The sequence below is a fragment of the Clostridium sardiniense genome, from assembly GCF_050584765.1.
In the GTDB taxonomy this organism is placed as follows: domain Bacteria; phylum Bacillota; class Clostridia; order Clostridiales; family Clostridiaceae; genus Clostridium; species Clostridium sardiniense_A.
This window is the reverse complement of the sequence record NZ_JBNOOR010000001.1, coordinates 1013922-1035560: the sequence shown is the minus strand read 5'-3', so window position 1 is coordinate 1035560 and position 21639 is coordinate 1013922. Positions and strand designations below refer to the sequence as shown.

The following is a 21639-nucleotide window of genomic DNA, read 5'->3' as shown; positions in this document are numbered from 1 at the left end:
ATAAAAATATTACTATATGAACTATTTTTTAAAATTATTTCTTTATAAAATAACTACACATAATAAAATATGTCTATAAAAAAATATCTATAACTTTTATTGTAACTATAGCATTTTTACTATTTTTATCCCCCCATTCTCATTTTGGGGCCTGTTAAATTATATGAACATTGCTCTTATAAACCTTTGGAAATAAAATAAGTTTGACTAGAACTAATTTTCCCCTTGAAAAGAGATAAGAACAACGAGCAATATTAATATAACAATAAACTATACAAGTTTGATTTAGATAAACAGGCTAATTAATCTTTATAAATCTAAGTTATTTAACTTTTCTTCCATTCTATTCTCTTTTTATTATAAAATTAAATTTATATTTTATTGCAAATCTAATATATTATATAAGCTCTTTTATATTTTAATGCTATTAAAATCAAGTAAACTCCACTTATATAACTTGTCCCCTTTTAATCAAACTCAAACTCACTATACTGCGGATCACTTGGAACCGTCCTAATTATCTCCTCTTTTTGATTCAAATACTCATCAAACTTATTTCCCCTAAAAAGAGTTGAAGGTCTTAAATATTTCTCATACTCTGTCCCCCTCCACTCCTTATGCTTTCTCTTAATAACCTCTTTAAAGTCACAAATTGTATATCCTTCTTCTACTCTTTTTCTTATAAGATTAAATATACTTTTTGCTCTATAATTATAGCTTGTACCTATTAACTCATTTAGATAATTAATTACCTCTTCAGAAATATTTTTTATATTATATTTTTCTATATTCTTATCTGAAGAATCTTTAATAGAGTTATCTTTTGGTTTAACTTTTGAGTTTGCATTTTTAAACTCTTTAGTTTCTTCCCTTTTAACTTTTTGATTTGTTCCTTTTTCGTATAAAAGACTAGGAAGCTCTTTTCCAATGCCATAAAGACAATATGTTCCCCCCTTTTTAATAAGCTTATATTCTAATATATTAAGATCTTCTAACCTTTTAAGTCTTCTTCTTAAAACTATATTTCCACTTATATTTAGTATTGGAAGTGCTTCAATTAATGCTTCTTGCTTTATCCAATAATAAATCTTTCCATCAATTTCTCTTTCAATCATTTTTCCACTTTCTATAAAGTCTACAATGTACCTAAGTATTGTTAAGTCCTTTAAATCTAGTCCTAGTTCCATTGCTCTTAATTGTGAAAATCCTAATAAATTAAATTTCATTTTATACACACTCCTTATAAATCTTTTGATTTAAACCATTGAATTTAAACCTTACAGTTTGTATATATGCAGAAGATTAAATTTACTAAAAACTTTTTATAGTTTTTTTTAAAAAAATTTACTAAAATATATGTAGAGGTGATTGATTTGAAGAAAAAAATTAAAGTAGTTGGAGCTATTATAGAAAATAATGATGGAGAAATATTATGTGCTCTTCGTTCACCAAGAATGTCTCTAGGTAACCTTTGGGAATTTCCAGGTGGAAAGATTGAAGAAGGTGAAACTATAGGAGATGCAATAGTTCGTGAAATTAAAGAGGAATTACATTGTGATATAAAGTTTATAGAAGAATTTAATAATAATACTCATGAATATGAAAATATTATTGTAAATTTAATTACAGCAAGATGCAAAATATTATCTGGCGAAGCAAAAGCTTATGAACATTCTAAGCTTATATGGTTACCAATTGAGAATTTAGAATCTCTTAATTGGGCTCCTGCTGATATTCCAGCAGTTAAGCAACTTATCGAAAATAAATAATACTTAACTACTATTAAAGTTAAATACATAATAAAAAATATATAATATTAATATCTTATAACTTGAGTGTAGATAAATCTACACTCTTTTATTTTAAGTAAAATTAGTTTATGCGGTTTAAAATTTAACTAAAAGAAAAAATAATTCAATAATTTGTATACGTTTTTAATTTATTAACTTTGTTCTTTTTTTATTTACTTCTGTAAATTTATAGAAGGCTTTTATTTATGAAAACCTTTTACACACTTGCATCAAATAAATTAATTTTGTTTCAAAAATATGTACTCCCCTTATTTAAAAGTAATTATTTCCCTTTAATTACTTTTAAATGGATATTGTATCATTGTTTTATTGATTTATTAGCTATATAATAACGTTGTCATTTAAAGACGTATTTATTTAACACACTTTTAGGAGGAATTTTAATGACTTGGTTTAAATCGTTTTCAAAGTTTCATAAAGGATATTTTATATTTTTCTTAGTTGTAAATATATTCTTTTTCTTTAGTCCTTTATACAGTGGTGGTTCACTTTCTGAAACAATAACTGTATTATCAATTGCAGGACTTTTATCAGCAATAACTGGATTACTTGCGGCAGTATATACAGCCCGTGCAGAGGCAGCAGCTTATGCTTGGGGAGTTGTTAATACTTGTTTTTATATATTTATTTCCTTATCTCGTACAATGTATGCTGAAGTTATTTTATATGTATTATACATGTTACCAATGAACTGCTATGGGTTCTTTGCTTGGAGAAAGAGTGCCCTAGAAGCTAAAAAGGATGATTCTGAATCATCAACTATAGAAGTTAGATCATTAAATAAAAAACAATGGATAGGAATTATTATATTTATAATAGTACTTTGGTTCCTTTACTCAAGATTTGCTTATTATTTACCAGATATAATAAAGCACTTTACTGGAAATATTATACCACCAGATCAAAGTTATTTAATAGATTCATTTACTGCAACAGTAACAATTTGTGCAGTTATAGTTTCTACTCAAAGATTTAAAGAAACTTGGTACTTCTGGTTATTAGCAGATGCAGTAGGAATAATATTATACTTACACTCATTCCTATCAGATCCAAACTTATCACTTACAGCTTTATCAGGTGCATTAATGTGGACTCAATTTACTGTTAACTCTGTATACGGTATAATTCTTTGGAAGAAAATTGATAAGAAACAACATGTAGAGACTGTTAATTAAAATATTATGAAATAAAAATCATTAAATATAGACAAGCTAACTTCTTTAAATATGAACAAGTTATTTTGTCTATAATTCAATAAGAGGATATTAATTTGTGAAAATTAATATCCTCTTATTTTTAAACCTTCTTTATAAATTCTATATAAAGCTCCTTTGATACTATATTCTGAAGTTTTAGTTTTACCGTTATAGGTTTCTCTCCTTCATAACTTACTGTATCACCCTTACCTATATAAATATAAGGTTGAACCTTTCCATCAATCTCTTTATACTTTCTAATAAATATATGAAGGTTAGTATTTCTCTCTCTATTAAAAATTATATTCTTTCCTCTATCAGACCCTTGACCTGTACTATTTGGAGTTTGCCATTGGAAATATCCCCTATCTATAAATTTATCCTCATAATTTATACTATCTTTAATATCCTCTTCTTTATGAAGATCAATAAATAAAAAATACTCCTTATCATTAGTTAATAATCCACTACCTCTAAAAGAACTATGAATTTTTTCATAATTTGAAAGAAGTGCTATATCAACCATCTGATACTGCTCATATAACTTCAAGAAAGGAACTCCATAATATATACTTCCAAATTCATTTAAATATCTAATTATTCCATAGTTTATTACATCTGATATAACCTCTTTATATCTCTTGTCATCTAATATTCTTCTAAACTCAAAGCTTATCTTACCAGATATCTTATCATCTGAAATATTAAATATATCTATACCTCTACTTATCTGTGATGAATCCTGAAAATCTCTATTTAACACCCTAAAAGAATGAATTATATCAGTATCCTCTACATATTCTATATATTTAGAAATTTCTTTTTTTGCAATTTCTATATTTATATCTTTATTTCTTAATAAATACTTTAATATAACAAATTCATAAATTCTTTTAATAGGTAGCATATTAGAAAGTTCTCTTAATATTTTATAAAAGATTTCATTTTCTAATAGCTTATTAATCTCATCTAACTTTTCAATCTTTGATAAAAAGCCTAAATAAGTTTTTTCTTTATTTATAAATTTAATAGGATCTGGAGCCCCATCATACTTTAAATAATCAACTAAATAATATGGTATCTTACCTCCATTCATTAGTTTAAAATTCAAATATTCTTCCTTTAAATATTTCATTGAATTAAAGTTTTCATTTTCAAGTTGTTCTAATATACTTTCCTTTGATATTTTGTCCATTTGTATATTAGTTGCTCCTGGTATATTCAAAAAATCTGTAGCTACAGAAACCTTTAAACTATCTTTATCATAATATCTAGCTCCACTTAGGGCTATAGCTATTAAAAAAGCTTTGTTATGATTTCCTATAAAGTCAAGCACCGTTAAAAATTCTTTGCTCTCATGCTTTCTAAGACCTCTTCCAAGTTGCTGTATAAATATTACTGGAGAAGCTGTTGGTCTAAGCATAAGTACAAGATTTAATGAAGGTATGTCCACTCCTTCATTAAATATATCAACTACAAATATTACCTCTAAATCATCATTTTCATCTTCTAATCTTTTTATATAAAAGCTTCTTTCCTCTGGACTATTTTTTCCTGTTAAATAAACTGAATTTATTCCTCTTTTATTAAATTCATCAGCCATATATTTTGCATGATCTATATTTATACAAAATCCTATGCACCTTCTTTTATTTCCATCATGTCCATAAAAATTCATTTTCTCTATTATAAAATCTACTCTTTTATTTATAGAAAGTATCTTTGCTACTTTATTAATATCATCTATATTTACAGCGCTTAAGTCTGCCCCTGAGATATCTGTAATTCCAAAATAGTGAAATGGAATTACAAGTCCCTTCTCTAAAGCTTCTCTTAATCTAATTTCTAAAGCAACATTATCATCAAAAATCTCAAAAATATTTGCTCCATCACATCTTTCTGGCGTTGCTGTCATGCCCAAAGTAAACTTTGGCTTAAAATAGTTTATTATATTTTTATAACTGTTACCCATAATGTGATGAGCCTCATCTATTATTATGTAATCAAAGCTATCTTCACTAAATTCTTGTAAGTTATTATTCATTGATATATTAGTTGAAAATAAATATTCAGCATCCATTTCTTTGCTATTTCCAGTTAAAAATCCCAAAGACTTATTTTTATTTTTTAGAAGTTTCTTAAAAGTTTTATAAGCACCTTTTAATATATCCTCTCTATGAACTATAAATAATAACCTTTTAGGGTTGCATTCCATAACATCAAAAGCTGACATGAATGTTTTACCACTTCCTGTTGCTGCAACTACCAATGCCTTATTTTCACCTAAAGCTCTAATTCTATTTAAATTTTCTACAGCTCTTTTTTGCATGTAGTTAGGCTTTATAATTTCATACTCTTCAAATATTAATTTTTCATCCTTTTTTAATGAATGTATTTTACTTAAAAAGCTTTCATATGTAGCTAAAAACTCTTCATTAACTTCATCTGTTTTATCCCATAAAATATCATATTCATTTATAACTTCTCTTATAAAGTTTTCATCTCTTTTAGAAATCACCATTACATTCCACTCTACATTACTCTTTAATGCTCTATTTGTTATGTTTGATGACCCTATTATTATTTTATAATTTTCTTTATTTTCAAAGATATAAGCTTTAGTATGAAAGCCTAATTCCTGTGTTGCTATAAAAATATTTAAATCTATATTTTTAAATTCTCTTAATTTTTTAAGTGCCTTAGGCTCTGTAAAATTCAAATAAGTTGATGTTATTATTTTACCTTCTACACCTTTTTCATAAGCTTCTTTAAATGAATCTAAAAGTAATTGAAGTCCGCTAAAATTAATGAAAGCTACACTAAAATAAAACTTTTCACATTCACTTAATGCTTTTTTAATTTCATTTAATAAATTTGTATCTTCTGAATTTGTAACTAGCTTATTATTTATAACATAGTTTTTGCTTTCTATATCTTTAACTTCAATATCCTTTAGTTCTAAATTATCTACTGTTATTTCTTTCTCTACTATTGATTTTGTCCATAATTTCCCCATTACTTTATCCACCTTAAGTATAATCTACAAGAAAATTATACCACATATGCCATTAATCCATAGTATTCATTTTATGTCCACATACCTTGCATTTATAATACTTTTTTCCGTAAACTTTATTATCATAAGCATAATCATACTCTTTCATCTCTTCGCCACAAATTGGACATTTAATTTTCTCTTTATTACTCAAACCCATTCACCTCTTAGTACTTTATATATTTTAAAGCTATTATAATATATAAATACCCTCTTTTTTAGATTTTCTTCATAACTTTTCTTATAAACTTTACTATTTTGCTGGTATTTCTTGTACTCTTCCAACAGTTCCATCTTCAAGCATAACTTTTATACCTCTATGATGAATTGCTGAATTTGTAAGAATTCTCTTAACTACGCCTTTAGTTAATTTTCCAGTACGTTGATCTTCCTTCTTAACAACTAGTACTTCAAGTCCAATCTTTATATCTTTTCTATTAGTTCCATTCATATTATTATCTCCTAATCATTTTCTAGATTCTCTTATTATATATTAAATTCTAAACAAATAGCAGAATAATTAATATTATTTATTAACTATCCTGCTATAAATACTATCTATTTAAAATCTTTTAAAAGTGCTGCAAATGGATTATTTATATCCTCTTCAGCTTCCTTCTTCATTTGCTTCATTATCTTATTTACTTCTTTCTTATTTACCTTACCATTCTTATCAAATCTCTTCTTAAATTGAGATTCCTTCTCCCTAAAGTTACAGTTAGTACCTGGACATACGTATATCTTGCCTTCTCCACTACCTCTAAGCTCTAACTTCTTCTTACACTCAGGGCATCTTGCATTAGTAAGTCTTGCTACATTTTCTCTATGTCCGCATTCTCTATCTTGACATACATTCATAGTTCCATTCTTACCTTTAACTTCAAGCATGTATTTTCCACACTCTGGACATTTCTTACCTGTTAAATTATCATGATGGAATTTAGAATTTTCTTGCTTTACAGCTTCAACTAATGCAGTTGAATAGTTCTTCATATTCTTTATAAATAAATTAGGATCTTCTTTTCCCTTTGAAATTCTATCAAGTTCACCTTCCCATTTTGCTGTAAGAAGAGGTGATTTTAGTTCATTAGGTACTAATTCTATAAGTTGCTTACCCTTTGAAGTTGGGAATATTTCTTTTCCTTTCTTCTCTATAACAAATGAGTTAAATAACTTTTCTATTATATCAGCTCTAGTTGCAACAGTTCCAAGTCCACCTGTTTCCCCTAAAGTCTTAGCTGACTCTTTATCTACAGCTATGTACTTTTGAGGATTTTCCATTGCTGATAAAAGTGTTCCTTCATTAAATCTTGCAGGTGGTTTTGTTTCACCCTTCTTTTCTATTACTTCTTTAACTTTAAATGAATCACCTTTATTCATCTTAGGAAGCTCTTGCTCTTTTATATCTGAATCTTCTTCATCATCTTCTCTATCAAAGACCTTTTTCCATCCCTTTGATTTTACAACTTTACCTTTTGCTATAAGCTTTTCTCCATTTACTTCTCCAGTAAGAGTTGTTTGTATATATTCAAATGGAGGCATAAGCACTGATAAGAATCTCTTAACTACTAAATCATAAACATGTCTTTCTTCTGAGCTAAGATTTGCTAAGTTTCCTCTCTCTTCTGTTGGAATTATAGCATGGTGATCTGAAACCTTTGCATCATCAACAAAGCTCTTATTTCCTGTTATCTTAGTCTTAAGTAAGTCTGTAGCTATCATTCTATATTCACCTACAGCAATTCCTTTAAGTCTTTCTGGAATTGTAGCTACTATATCTTTAGATATATATCTTGAATCTGTTCTTGGATATGTTAAAAGCTTATGATTTTCATAAAGTCTTTGCATTATGTTTAATGTTTGCTTTGCTGAGTATCCCCATATCTTATTACAATCTCTTTGAAGCTCTGTTAAATCATAAAGCTTTGGTGAGAATGTTTTTTTATGACTTTCATTAACATCTATTATCTTTCCTTCTCCGCCTCTAAGCTTTGAGACTACTTTATCTGAGAAATCTTTATTAAATACTCTTGAATTATTATCTTTATTTATCCAAGTGAAATTACATCTATCTGTTTTAACATTAATAGTGTAATATTCCTTTGGTTTAAAGTTTCTAATATCCTCTTCTCTTTGTACTATCATAGCTAAAGTTGGTGATTGAACTCTACCTGCTGAAAGCTGTGCATTATGCTTACAAGTTAATGCTCTTGTTACGTTAAGACCAACAATCCAGTCTGCCTCTGCTCTACATTCTGCTGCATGATAAAGGTTATCGTATGCTCTTCCATCCTTTAAATTCTTAAATCCATCTTTTATTGCTTTATCTGTTTGAGATGATATCCAAAGTCTCTTAATAGGCTTCTTTACATGAGCCTTTTCTATAATCCAACGAGCAACTAACTCTCCTTCACGTCCAGCATCTGTTGCAATGATTATTTCATTAACATCTTTTCTAACCATTTGATCTTTTACTATCTTATATTGCTTTCCACTACCTTTAATTACTGTAAGCTTCATATGCTTTGGAAGCATTGGTAATGTCTCCATAGACCATTTTTTCCATTCTGGGTTATATCCTTCTGGTGCATCTAAAGTTACTAAATGTCCAAGTGCCCAAGTTACTATATATTTATCTCCTTCTAGGAATCCATTTCCTTTTTTATTACATTTTAAAACTCTTCCAAGTTCTCTTCCAACTGAAGGCTTTTCTGCTAAAACTAATGATTTCATAAATCTTTATTTCCTTCCTTAATTCAATTTATTATTCCTATTATACTCCTTTTATCAACTTAAACCTCTTAACATATTTATAATTCTTAAAATTTCAAAATCTTTTAAAAATCTCATCTTCTCAGTAAAAGCTTTTATTATAAGATATATTTTTAAGCTATTAAAAATGTATCTTTATAATTTGTATTAAAAAATGATGTAAAAGCCTACTATTTTTTATGAATTAATAATATACGCTCTCACATCACTAGCTTCAAATATACTTCTAAGTTTTTTAAATGTCCGTATAATAATTTACTAAATTGACTGTTCTACATAATATATTTAGTAATGTAATTAATTCTATATTTCTAAAACATTTTTGTAGGTATAGTATTCCATTTACATTACATTCTAATTTTATTATATGTATTTTGTTTTTTCAATAAATTATTTTTCTTGACTAAATCAGAAACTCAATATATAATTCAATTGATAATGATTTTCAATTACAAAGGAGGACTTTATGTTACTTATTATTTCAATTCTAATTTTATCTGTTTTAGGTTTTTTCTTCAATAAACAGATAAAATCATATGCAAATATTCTTTATTTAATTGCAGCATTAATTGCAATTTTCTTTATTACTTATTCAAGAATGAAATTAAATGTTTATTTCCCCGAGTTTGTAAATAAATATTTAATTAGCATTTTTTCTAGGGGGACAATCTCTTTAGCATTGTTTACTATAGTAATGTATACCGGTGCTTTAAGTAGGTCTTTAACTATAACAAAAAGACTTATGAGTATCCGTGCTGAATTATCTATAATAGCATGTATATTAACATTAGGACACAATGTTTTATATGGTTTTTATTACTTCCCTGTTCTTTTCACTAATCCAAGCTCTCTTTCAACATACAAATTAATAGCAACACTAATAACAATAGTAATGATTTGTTTGATGATTCCTTTAATGATTACATCATTTCCATCTGTAAGAAGGAAGATGCCTTATAAGAAATGGAAGAGAATTCAACGTTCAGCTTATGTTTTTTATGGATTAATCTATATTCATATAATGGTTTTATTTGTTCCTAAAATTCCAAAGGGAAAGTTAAGTGATGTCTTAATATATTCTTTTGTTTTCCTACTGTATTATATTTTACGTATACATAAACATATTAAAAAAATTAAATAAACTATTTTAATTTAAGCAATTACATATATTCTAATAGAATAAATTGAATAACATTCTACATACATTTAAAAAGAGTTAAGAAATTGAAACTTCTTAACTCTTTTATTTCTATATTATATATATCTATTATAAAGCACTTTAAAAATCCTGTATTCTTTATAAATATATGTTTTTAAAATAAATGTTTATATTATCTATTCCCATATAAATTTGAATACTTTAAAATCTTTAACATACTTTAATCTATAAAATCCGTATTCATAAAATTCCGTGTTCATAAAAATCATTTTATATTTAATCTAATTGCATTTCTCTAGTTATCTTAATTGTATTGTTCTTATAAATATATAAAGCTCCAAGTACCGCTATAAAACATAATATTGTAGATGCTATAAATGTTAGCTTTAGCCCTATAGCTGTAGCTGTCATAGGTCCAATTACAGCTCCTAGTCCATATATTGCAAAGATTATTCCATAGTTAACTCCAAAATTCTTAGTTCCATAATAAGCCGCCATAATAGTTGGGAATATAGTTAACATTCCTCCATAGCTTATTGCCATAAAGCCTAATACAATAAAGTATTTATTTCCACTTAAATCTCCAAAGGCAGTATAAGCCATTGATAATGTCATTATAATATAAATTATTCCAGCTGATTTTTCTATTCCTAACTTATCTGAAATCATACCCCAGAAAAGTCTTCCGCCAGCATTAAACAGTGATATTACTGCAACTGCATTTGCTGCTGCCTCTGGAGTTATATTAGCTAGTTCAACTCCTATATCTCTAGCTAGTCCAATTACTGTTAAACATGCTGTTCCACCAAACAGATACATCATAGCTAACACATAAAACTTTCCATGACTTAACATCTCTTTAGGAGTAATATTAATTTCATTTTTATCATTAGTTGTATTTTTATTATTAGCTTCAACATCTTCATCTGGAAGTGAAAGAAATTGTGCAGGAATTATTGCTAAGATTGTATAGATAATTCCTAAATATAAGAAAACTCCTGGAACACTAGCAACATTAATAAAATGTATTGCTATAGGCTTAAAAACTAATGCTGATAATCCAAAGGCACTTACTGCAAGTCCTGTTACAAGACCTCTCTTATCTGGGAACCACTTAACACAAGTAGCCACTGGACACACATAAACAAAACCTGCTCCTATCCCTGCTATCACTCCATAATATAAATATAATTGCCATACTTCACTTGCTGTACTAGAAAGTATCACTCCTGCACCAAATAAGATACTTCCTATTGTTGCTATCTTTCTAGGTCCATATTTATCCTGTAATCTACCACCAAATATAGCTGAGAATGTAAAGAAAAATATCATAACTGAAAAAGTAAACACTATAGAACTTTTATCCCAGCCAAACTTTTCAGCAAAAGGTATATTAAACAAGCTCCACATAAAGATAGTTCCCATAACTAATTGAATTGCTAATGATGCAATTACTACTCTTATTCCTCTACTCTTTTTCATCTTATCCCCCTTTTGTGTTTTAAACTAACACTTCCTTATTTGTTTTAAGCTCTAAGTTCATTAGCTCATCTTTAAATATTTTTTCTTCCATAACTTTTAAATCTTTAGATATAATAGGTTTAAAGTCCATATTGTCTAATATATCTTTTTGTAAGTCTACTCCTGGTGCTATCTCTGTAAGAATCAATCCATCTTTTCCAAGTTCAAAAACAGCTCTTTCAGTTATATATAAAACATTTTGTCCAAGCTCACTAGCATATTTACCACTAAAAGTTATTTGCTCTACTTCATCTATAAATTTATTTATTTTACCTTCCTTTTCAATAACTAACCTTCTATCATCAACTTTTATCTTTAGACCTCCAGCAGTAAAAGTACCACAATAAACTACTTTCTTAGCATTTTGAGTTATATTTATAAACCCACCACAACCTGCTATCTTAGGACCAAACTTACTTACATTAATGTTTCCATCTTTATCACATTGTGCAAGACCTAGGAAAGCCACATCTAATCCTCCACCATCATAAAAATCAAATTGATAAGCTTGATCTATTACGCATTCTGCATTAAGAGAAGCACCAAAGTTTAATCCACTTGCTGGTATTCCACCAATAGGTCCAGACTCTACAGTAAGCACCATACTATCTTTTATTCCTTCCTCGTTAGCAACTACTGCAACACCTTCTGGAACTCCAATTCCTAGGTTTACTATTGAATTAGGTAAGATCTCCATTGCTGCCCTTCTTGATATTATCTTTCTTTCATTTAGTGGCATATCATCTACTTCATGTAAAGGAATTGTTATTTCTCCACTGTAAGCTGGATTATATTTTTCTCCAAAGGTTTGCATGTTATTTTCTTCTTTAGCTACCACTATAGCATCAACATATATTCCAGGTATTTTTACTTCCTTACTCTTTATACTTCCATCTGTTACAACTTTTTCAACTTGGGCTATTACTATTCCCCCTGAGTTTTTTGCAGCTTGTGCCATAGATAACCCTTCTAATGTAGCAACTTCCTTTTGAAGAGATAAATTTCCCTTTTCATCTGCAAAGGTTGCTCTTATTATTGCTACATCTATAGGAAATGATTTATATAATAACCTTTCTACTCCTTCTATCTCCACTAACTTAACTATATCTTCTTCAGTTTTACTATTTAGTTTTCCACCACTTACTCTTGGATCTACAAACGTTTTCAAACCGACGTGAGTTAATGTACCTACCTTTTTAGCTGCTATATCTCTTAAAAGATGCGTTATAGTTCCTTGTGGAAGATTATAAGCTTCTATTTTATTTTCAATTGCTAATTTTTGTAGCTTAGGTGCTAATCCCCAATGACCACCTATAACTTTTTTAACAAGACCTTCGTATCCAAAATGATTTAATCCCTTTTCTTTTGAATCACCTTGACCTGCTGCATATACAAGAGTTAAATCTTTAGGATGTCCAGTTTCTAGATATTTCTTTTCTATAGCTGATGTTATTTCTTCAGGATGTCCAGCCCCTATAAACCCTCCAACTGCTACTGTAGAATTATCTTTTATCATATGTAGTGCTTCTTTAAGTGATTTTACCTTTGACATTTAAATTACCTCCTTAAATTCTATACAATATTAAATAGCAATTAGTATGCCAAGGTTATTTACATATAAAAAAACTCTAGAAAAGCCTGTAAACATCAGCATTTACACTTTTCTAGAGCTTAATATATAATATTTAGTTATGTTTATTTTGTTTACAGTTTTATATTGCTTTTTCAAGAATCAGCTATTTATATATGTTTCTTCAAACTGTAAAGTTTATTTACATGTATTTTTATTTTGCATCACTTAAATTATAGTATTCTATCTTTTTGTACAACCCAACTCTACTTATTCCTAAAATCTTAGCAGCCTTATTTTTATTCCACTCTACATCCTTTAAACAATCACTTATTACTTCCTTCTCAACCTCTGCAACTATATCTTTTAAATATTTTCCCTTAGTATCTCTTATATACTTACTCTTCTTTTGTATTAACTTCTCAGGCAAATGCTTTTCCTGTATATAAATATCTGAATCTAACATATTAATTGACCTTTCAATTGCATTTTCAAGCTCCCTTATGTTTCCTGGCCAATCATACTCTTTTAATCTTTCCATAGCTTCTTTTGATATACCTTCTACATATATACCAAGCTTATCTGCTACTTTTCGTTTTAATATATTTGATAAAGGCTCTATATCCTTCTTTCTATTTCTTAAAGGAGGTACACTAATTCTTATAACATTTAATCTATAATATAAATCTTCTCTAAATTGTCCCTCTTCTATTGCTTTCTTTAAGTTCTTATTGGTAGATGATATTATTCTAACATCAATCTCTTTAACAACATTTCCTCCTACTTTTTCAATTTCTCTCTCCTGAAGAACCCTAAGTAGTTTAACTTGAGATGATAAAGGCATATCACCTATCTCATCTAATAATATTGTTCCATTGTTAGCTAGTTCAAACTTTCCCTTTTTTCCACTCTTTTTTGCTCCAGTAAATGCACCTTCCTCATACCCAAAAAGTTCTGATTCAATTAATTCCTCTGGTATTGCTGCACAGTTTATCTTAACAAAGGGACCTTGTCTCCTATAGCTTGCATTATGTATTGCATGAGCTAATAGTTCTTTCCCTGTACCACTTTCTCCAATAATAAGTACATTAGAACTTGTCTTTGCTGCCCTTGCTGCTATTTCTTTAACCTTAGTATTTTCTTCAGAGTCTCCAATTATATCTGAAAAGAAGTATTTTGCAGATCTTTCATTTCCAAGTTCATTTTTATAATATTCTAATTCTTTCTCTAACTTGGTTATTTGTTTGCCTAATGAATAATAATCACTTATATCCTTAAACATAACTTTACCTACTGCACCTATAATTAATCCATCCTTTTTTACAGGTACTCTCATAGCTATCATTCTATTTCCTCTAATATATTGTATATCTCCAATTATAGATTTCCCACTTTTCACAATTTCGTGCATTTTAGTATTATCAATTACTTCAGTTACATGCTTACCCTCTGGAGCATACTCTCCTAAGAATTCTTTATAAGCCTTGCTCATCATAGTAATCTTAGCATCCCTATCTACTACAACCACCCATTCATTTACAGAATCCATTACAGTATTCAAAATATCAATATAAATATCATCCCTCATATCTTCCACAAAATAGCCCTCCTTAATAATATTGTTAACTTTAAAGTTAATAATATAGAAATCCCTATTTCAAAAGAATTAATCTATATTAATTTGAATTTGTATAATTTTTTACTTTCTAATTATCTTAATTATAAGGCTAACATAAGTTAAATTATACTAATATAAATAATTTTAAATAAAAAATAAGAGAAATACTCTAGTCTTTGAAATTTATATTGCAAAGATTAAAATATTTCTCATAATTTAATAAATTTCTACTTTATAAACTAATGCTTTTATTTAGGAGGCATAGCCTTAGCTACTCCTGTTAGAACAATTTTCCCATCTTGATTTGTACATGTAGTTTTTAGTGATATTATGTTCTTCTCTTCATTTATTTCAATAACTTCTGCTTCTGCTTTTATTGTATCTCCAAACTTTACTGGAGCTGTAAACTTTAACTCTTGACCTAAATAAATTGTTCCAGGTCCAGGTATCTTCATTCCTAATACTGTAGAAACAAGTCCAGCTGTAAGCATTCCATGAGCTATTCTTCCTTTAAACATTCCTTTTTCTGCTTCAACTTCGTTTATGTGAGCTGGATTCAAATCCCCTGTTATCCCTGCATATAGATATACATCTGTTTCAGTTATAGTTTTTTGAAAAAAATCCTTATCCCCTATCTTTAAATCCTTTATAGTTAAACCTTTCATATTAAAACCTCCCTAGAATTATCAATCTTAAACCTTATATAATAATTCTTTAGCAAATGATATGCCATATTTATTTCAAAGTTTAACTACATAGTTCATATCGCCTCTAGGACAAGCTATATCAAAGATTCTACTAAAAATCTACCTGTTAATTTTCATCATTAAACTAATATCCCCATAATATTTTGTGTACATTTTATTTACATGTAAAATAAGTTTACTTTACACTACTGTACTAATTTTCTTTTTTCTTTACTTTTACTCTTCTAATAACATTTGTTCCAATTGCACTTGTTCCTATACCAAGTAAGAACATTCCACCACCAAAGCTTGCAGCTAAAGTTGTCTTAAGTTTCTTTCCGTCAATTGTTACATCCTCTGGAGTATACTCAGTTACAAGTTTCAAAGTATCTTCTAAAAGCTTAACACCAAAATCAATATCCATATTCATTGGTATTATATACGCATAGACTTTTATATCATCATTTATATTATTTATTTTAAATCTATAAGCCTTTACGTTATTTGTAGCATCTTCATCTACTAATTCCATATCTATATCTTCATCATTTACTTTTATCTTTATATCATTCATAAGATCCATTCCTGAAAATCTTAAAGTAATATATTTTACTCCATCTACTTCCTCTAATAATGCAGTTTCATTTAAATATTTTCTAGCCATCTTACGTCCAACTGAGCTATCACTTATGATTTCATTTTTTATAGTATATTCTTTATAACTTTCCTTTGCTGTATTCTTTTTGCTAGTTTTCTCGTTACTCTTACTAGCTTTTTTATCTTCAGCTTCTTTTTCATCATCTGATTTTGATTTAGTTGTAGCTAAAAGTTCTTCAGCATTTGGTATTGATAGATTTGTACTTGACTTAGATACTGGTAAAAAACCTATTTGAGTTAAGGTATCCTTTAAAAACTTTACTCCAAAGTCTATATCTTCACCTAACACATCTATATGCATTTTGAATTTAACATTATCATCTAGTGAACCTATTAAGAATTCTATATCCATTAGGTTATTACTCTTATCATTCTTTAAAACTGTATAATTAACTGATTTGCCATTTACTATAACTCTTATATTAGACATTAAATCAGTTCCTGAAATACTCATAGTTATATACTTTTTACCATTCCTAACTTCCATATAATTTGTTTTAGCTATAGCTCCTCTAGCTGCTCCATAGCCTATTTCACTATCCGTTAATATCTCATTTTGCATCTTATATAACTCTTTATTTTGAGTTTGAGTATTATTAGATCCAGTTGTATTATTTGGTTTATTACTTGGCTTTTCTACTTCTGGCTTACTTGTATCTGGTTTTTCTTGTGGTTTTTCAGTTTCTGGTTTATTATTTTCTGGCTTATTAGTATCTGGCTTGTCTGATTCTTGATTACCATCTCCTGGATTCTCTTCTGGTGTAGTTAAATCTCCTTCTTTTTCAAGTGTATCTTCTTTTAATACCAATCTAAAATCTACTTTCATTGAAGGGAAAGGCGATGCACTTACTATAATTTTATCTTTGATAGAGTTTATCTTAAATTCATATGTAATTGTATTATCTGTTTCATTTGTTGTTTTAATTTCTGCTACCGTTTCATTTACAGTTACTTTAACATTTTTCATCATACTTTTATTTGAAAATGTTATTGATAGAAACCGTTGTCCATCTTTTACTCTTATGCTACTTTCTTTTTCAAGAAATTTTCTAGCCATAGATTCTTTATCTTCTGTTATATGAAGTGCATCATTTTCTATTTTATAATTACCATCTTTAAGAAGATCTTTTTCCTCTTTTGAATCATTCTCTTTTATTATTTCATTTAAAGTAGTTGCAGTTACTGGAGTTGTAATTGAAAATGTCATAGCTCCTACAATAGTTAATGCTATTATTTTGTTTCTCATAAACTTCTTCTCCCTTATTTAAAAATATGCCTTATGAACTCCTGTGGTTTATACACTATAAGCCTCCACCCTGAGAATCTCATAACTTCTTTTATTTTCATTTTCATATCCTTCTTATAACAGTGAATAGGACACTTGCTACAAGAACTTTTTTCATTTCCAAACTTACAATAACTTAATCTTTTATGTGCATATTCTAATAGCTCTGTACATTCATCACATAACTTATTATCTTTTGTCTTATGTTTCTTAGAACAATAAATTTCTATCATAAACTTAACAATATCTTTTTCTTTTTCTATCCTGCTTCTTTTTGCCATTCTTACGCTACATCCTTCATTAAATCTTCTTTCTTTACAGTTTTTATCTTAAACATAAAGTACCAATACTTAGTTAGCATAACTGCTACTATTAAGACCTTTGCCATAATTGAATCTAATATAATAAGAGGGAACATTAACATAGCATCTGCAAATAATAATATTGTTATTTTCTGTTTCATTGTCATAACTCTGTTATTTACAAAGCTTTCTAAATGCTTTTTATATAGTTTTGTTCCCTTAAACCATCTATCAAATCTATCTGATCCTCTAACAAAACAAAAGGATGAAAGGAGTAAGAAAGGAGTTGTAGGTAATATTGGAAGTATCACTCCTATTGCTCCTAATCCAAAAGAGATAATTCCTACAGTAACATATAAACATTTTTTTATCTTATTCATTTTAACCGCTCCTAAACTATTCTCTTATTAATTTTTTATTTTGCACCCTAAATACTTTTTCGCATACTGAAGAAGTTGATTTCCTATGAGTTATTAATATTATTGTCTTATCCTTTTTGTTCTCTTTTATAGAATTTAAAATTACACCTTCATTTAATGTGTCTAAATTACTAGTTGGTTCATCTAAAATAAGTACTTCACCCTTACTTAAAAAGGCTCTAGCAAGACCTATCCTTTGCTTTTCTCCAGATGAAAGATTAGATCCAAGTTCTCCAACCTTTGTCTTATATCCCTTTGGAAGACTTTCTATAAAATCATGAATAGCAGCCTTCTTTGCAGCTTCTTTAACTTGAGCTTCAGTAGCTTTTAGATTACTAATTTTTATATTATCTTCGATTGTTTCATTAAATAAATATGTTTCTTGACTCATAAGAACTTGATGTTTTCTAAGTGCATTTGTTTCAAGAGTTTTTACATTCTCTCCTCCAAATTCAATTTGTCCTGACTTAACATCCCAAAATCTCATAAGTAATTTTACAAAGGTACTCTTACCACTTCCACTTTCACCTACAATAGAAATGCTATCTCCCTTTTTGATTTTCATATTTATATTTTTTAATACATCTTCTCTGCCTTTATATCCAAAAGTAACATTCTCATAATCTATATCTGTATTTTCTAATTGCTTCTCTCCCTCATTTTCAATAACTTCTGGCTTTTCATCTAAAAGATTAAATATTCTCTCTGCTGATGCAAATGTTTGTAATAGATTGTTTGATAGATTACTTAAGGCAACTACTGGTCCAAAAGATGATGCTAGTATAACTATGGCTATAATCATACTTCCAAAGCCAATTGCTCCCTCTAAATATAAATATATTCCAAGTACTACAAATCCCATCATTCCAATCATTATAGTAAAATCTGTTGTAGCTCTTATAATTCCTTCATGTAATTTTATTTTCTTTTGTTTTTCATTAAGTTCTGTTGAATATTTATGAATGTTTTCTCTTCTCTTCTCACCATTTTTAAATACTAATACTTCCCTAAGGCCCCTTAGAGAATCTAAAAGATATGAATTTGTTTCTCCAAATTTATTTCTATATTCTAATCCTGATTTCTTACCTATCTTTGATGTAAAATATGGTATAAAAAGACCAATAGTAAGATATAGAATTACTGCTGCCAAACCATAATAAGGATTAATACTATATAGTACTATAGCTATAATTGTATTTGTTATTATGGCTATAGAAATTGGCGCTATTGTATGAGCATAAAATACTTCTAAAAGCTCAATATCTGATGTAATCAAGGAAACTAAATTACCTTTTTCTTTATTTTCAAGTTTAGCTGGTGCAAGTTTTCTAAGAACTGTAAATACTTTATCTCTTAAAATAACTAGAATTTTAAATGCAATATAGTGACCTGATAATTGCTCTGCATATCTAAGAGGGCCTCTTAAAATTGCACATATTGCCATTATTATTAAAGAAGTAGTAAATGCTATTTTTAAACCTTCATTTATTAAACTAACTATGGCAACTGCTCCAAAGGAAGTTATTGAAATAGATGCTAAAAATCCTAGCACTCCCATAGATATAGTTATAAACATAACAGGTATTAAAGGTTTTAATTCTAAAATTAATCTTTTCATAAGATAAAATCCTGATTTTCTGTTCATTTATACTACCTCTCTTCTTTCTAAAAATTCTTGTTCTTTTATCATATTGAAATAATATTTTTCTTTTCTTAAAAGCTCATCATGTCTACCGCTTTCAACTAATTGTCCATCATCAAGAACATATATCATATCTGCATTTTTTACATTTGCTAATCTATGTGAGATTACTATTACTGTCTTTTCTTTTGCTAATTTGTTAATTGCATCCCATATTATTTCCTCTGACTCAACATCTACATTTGATGTTGCTTCATCAAATATATAGATTTCTCTATCTGCAAGCACTGCTCTTGCAAGGGCTAATCTTTGTTTTTGCCCTCCTGATAAAAGAGAACCTCCTTCTCCAACCTTTGTATGAATTCCATCTTTAAGATTATCTACAAAAGATTTTAAATTAGAAAGTTCTAACGCATACTGAATTTCATTATCACTTAAATCTTCTTTTGCAATCTTTAAGTTATCTAATATAGTCCCATTAAATATATAACTATTAGTATTTATAAGCATTATCTTTTCGTATATATCATCAAAGGCAATATTATTAAGATTTGTATTATTAAATAATATTTCACCTTTATTTACTTCATAAGTATTTAATAAAAGATTTGCAATAGTACTCTTTCCACTTCCACTCTTTCCAACTATAGATGTAAATCCTTTATTCTTTATATTTAATGAAACATCACTAATTACATCTCTTTTTCCATCATAAGAGAAGGTAATATTTTTCACATTAATATCTATATTATTTAAATTGCTAATATCATCTATGATTTCCTTAGCTCTTTCTTTACTATCTAATAATTCGAATATCTTATCTGATGCCGCTATCCCATTCATTGCAACATGGAAGAATGATCCAAGAAGCCTAAGTGGAATAAAGAACTCAGATGATAATAAAATAATAATTACTGTTTGTCCAAGATTTATTTGACCATTTTTAAATGAAATTAAGGCAACTATTGACCCAAGTGCAGCTCCTCCAAAGGCAATTAAGTCCATAACTGTTATTGAATTAAGCTGCATACTTAAAACCTTCATTGTTATTTTTCTAAAGCTTTCCGCTTCTTCATTCATTTTTTTATGTCTTTTTCCATCAATATTAAATACTTTTAGTGTTGTAAGTCCTTGAAGATTTTCTAAGAATGTTTCACCTAAATTTGAATAGTTATTCCAATAATTTTTTAGTAATCTTTTTGCAAATCTCATAATCGCTATTATTGATATTGGTATTAAAGGTACACATAATATAAATACAATCGCAGATTTAAATGATATAAATGAAATTACAAAAAATAAAGTTATTGGTGCAAGTAATGCATAGAATAATTGAGACAGGTATTTACCAAAATATATTTCTAAAGCTTCAACCCCTTCAATTGCACTTTGAACAATAGATGATGTAGATAAGTTTTTATTATAATCTAATCCAAGTCTAAGTAATTTATCATAGATCATATCTCTAAGTTTTACTTTTACTATATCTGAAGATTTATTTGAAAAATATCCATATAATATATTTGAAAAAAATCTTATAATTAATAAAATCATAAATATTCCTAAATATATACCTATGTTATCCCTTATAAACTCCCTAAACCCTACTCCTTCTAAGGCTTTCATGTTATAAAATACTTTGTTTATTATTTCACCAATTAAAAGTATCATAACTAAATTACATACAGCTACAATCCAATTTGAAAGTACCGTAAGTCCTATGTATTTTTTTGATTCACCGCAAAGATTAATTAATCTCTTATTAATCATCATAATAAATCTCTCCCTTCCATTAATTACTAGAATAATATATCACACTTGATAATGATTATCAATATTATTTTTAATATTTTGTTAATTTTTTTACAAAGAATAAAAGAATAAAAGAAGTTCTCTCAGAACTAAATTTGATTTTAAAATTTAATGAAAATTATATAAAAACATAT

The 21639-nt window shown here is 27.8% G+C and carries 17 protein-coding genes; 3 read left to right on the top strand and 14 right to left on the bottom strand.

Features of this window, described 5'->3' with window-relative positions; translation table 11 throughout:
- Positions 1–467: 467 nt before the first annotated feature.
- Complete coding sequence (locus ACQPUW_RS04910; RefSeq protein WP_430836375.1) at positions 468–1226, bottom strand: conserved phage C-terminal domain-containing protein; 759 nt, start codon at positions 1224–1226, stop codon at positions 468–470.
- A 147-nt stretch (positions 1227–1373) separates the two neighbouring features.
- Between ACQPUW_RS04910 and ACQPUW_RS04905 the strand changes: the two genes are divergently transcribed.
- Together ACQPUW_RS04905 and pnuC are read left to right on the top strand one after the other, a co-directional pair.
- Positions 1374–1769, top strand: a complete 396-nt coding sequence (locus ACQPUW_RS04905) for a (deoxy)nucleoside triphosphate pyrophosphohydrolase (protein WP_430836374.1) — start codon at positions 1374–1376, stop codon at positions 1767–1769.
- A 425-nt stretch (positions 1770–2194) separates the two neighbouring features.
- The gene (gene pnuC, locus ACQPUW_RS04900; protein ID WP_430836373.1) at positions 2195–2986 is read left to right on the top strand and encodes a nicotinamide riboside transporter PnuC; all 792 of its coding nucleotides are present in this window, start codon (positions 2195–2197) and stop codon (positions 2984–2986) included.
- 121 nt (positions 2987–3107) lie between these two features.
- Here pnuC and ACQPUW_RS04895 read toward each other — a convergent pair whose 3' ends face one another.
- From ACQPUW_RS04895 to ACQPUW_RS04880, 4 genes are all read right to left on the bottom strand, one after another.
- On the bottom strand, positions 3108–6023 hold the full coding sequence (locus tag ACQPUW_RS04895; RefSeq protein ID WP_430836372.1) for a DEAD/DEAH box helicase: 2916 nt from the start codon (positions 6021–6023) through the stop codon (positions 3108–3110).
- A gap of 52 nt (positions 6024–6075) precedes the next feature.
- On the bottom strand, positions 6076–6216 hold the full coding sequence (locus tag ACQPUW_RS04890) for a hypothetical protein (protein WP_430836371.1): 141 nt from the start codon (positions 6214–6216) through the stop codon (positions 6076–6078).
- A gap of 99 nt (positions 6217–6315) precedes the next feature.
- Positions 6316–6513: a YwbE family protein gene (locus ACQPUW_RS04885; RefSeq protein ID WP_430835452.1), complete on the bottom strand. Its 198-nt coding sequence runs from the start codon at positions 6511–6513 to the stop codon at positions 6316–6318.
- 107 nt (positions 6514–6620) lie between these two features.
- Positions 6621–8795, bottom strand: coding sequence for a DNA topoisomerase III (locus ACQPUW_RS04880; RefSeq protein ID WP_430836370.1), 2175 nt, complete (start codon positions 8793–8795; stop codon positions 6621–6623).
- A 505-nt stretch (positions 8796–9300) separates the two neighbouring features.
- Here ACQPUW_RS04880 and ACQPUW_RS04875 point away from each other — a divergent pair.
- Entirely contained in the window at positions 9301–9975 is a 675-nt protein-coding gene (locus ACQPUW_RS04875; protein ID WP_430836369.1) for a ferric reductase-like transmembrane domain-containing protein, read from the top strand.
- Positions 9976–10269: 294 nt separating this feature from the next.
- Here ACQPUW_RS04875 and ACQPUW_RS04870 read toward each other — a convergent pair whose 3' ends face one another.
- The 9 genes from ACQPUW_RS04870 to ACQPUW_RS04830 form a co-directional block, all read right to left on the bottom strand.
- Entirely contained in the window at positions 10270–11475 is a 1206-nt protein-coding gene (locus tag ACQPUW_RS04870) for an L-lactate MFS transporter (RefSeq protein ID WP_430836368.1), read from the bottom strand.
- Positions 11476–11494: 19 nt separating this feature from the next.
- Positions 11495–13066 (bottom strand): acyl CoA:acetate/3-ketoacid CoA transferase, encoded by a 1572-nt coding sequence (locus tag ACQPUW_RS04865; protein WP_430836367.1) that lies wholly within the window; start codon positions 13064–13066, stop codon positions 11495–11497.
- Positions 13067–13298: 232 nt separating this feature from the next.
- Complete coding sequence (locus ACQPUW_RS04860) at positions 13299–14672, bottom strand: sigma-54 interaction domain-containing protein (RefSeq protein WP_430837277.1); 1374 nt, start codon at positions 14670–14672, stop codon at positions 13299–13301.
- A 278-nt stretch (positions 14673–14950) separates the two neighbouring features.
- Positions 14951–15367: a MaoC family dehydratase gene (locus ACQPUW_RS04855; RefSeq protein ID WP_430836366.1), complete on the bottom strand. Its 417-nt coding sequence runs from the start codon at positions 15365–15367 to the stop codon at positions 14951–14953.
- Positions 15368–15602: 235 nt separating this feature from the next.
- A complete protein-coding gene (locus ACQPUW_RS04850) occupies positions 15603–17291 on the bottom strand; it encodes an NEAT domain-containing protein (RefSeq protein WP_430836365.1) in 1689 nt (562 codons plus the stop codon).
- 14 nt (positions 17292–17305) lie between these two features.
- Positions 17306–17611, bottom strand: a complete 306-nt coding sequence (locus ACQPUW_RS04845) for a nitrous oxide-stimulated promoter family protein (protein WP_430836364.1) — start codon at positions 17609–17611, stop codon at positions 17306–17308.
- A 2-nt stretch (positions 17612–17613) separates the two neighbouring features.
- Complete coding sequence (locus ACQPUW_RS04840; RefSeq protein ID WP_430836363.1) at positions 17614–18012, bottom strand: YbaN family protein; 399 nt, start codon at positions 18010–18012, stop codon at positions 17614–17616.
- A gap of 16 nt (positions 18013–18028) precedes the next feature.
- On the bottom strand, positions 18029–19696 hold the full coding sequence (locus ACQPUW_RS04835) for an ABC transporter ATP-binding protein (protein ID WP_430836362.1): 1668 nt from the start codon (positions 19694–19696) through the stop codon (positions 18029–18031).
- Positions 19697–21466 carry an ABC transporter ATP-binding protein/permease gene (locus ACQPUW_RS04830; RefSeq protein WP_430836361.1) on the bottom strand — a complete coding sequence of 590 codons (1770 nt, stop codon included), beginning with the start codon at positions 21464–21466 and terminating at the stop codon, positions 19697–19699.
- Positions 21467–21639: the final 173 nt, after the last annotated feature.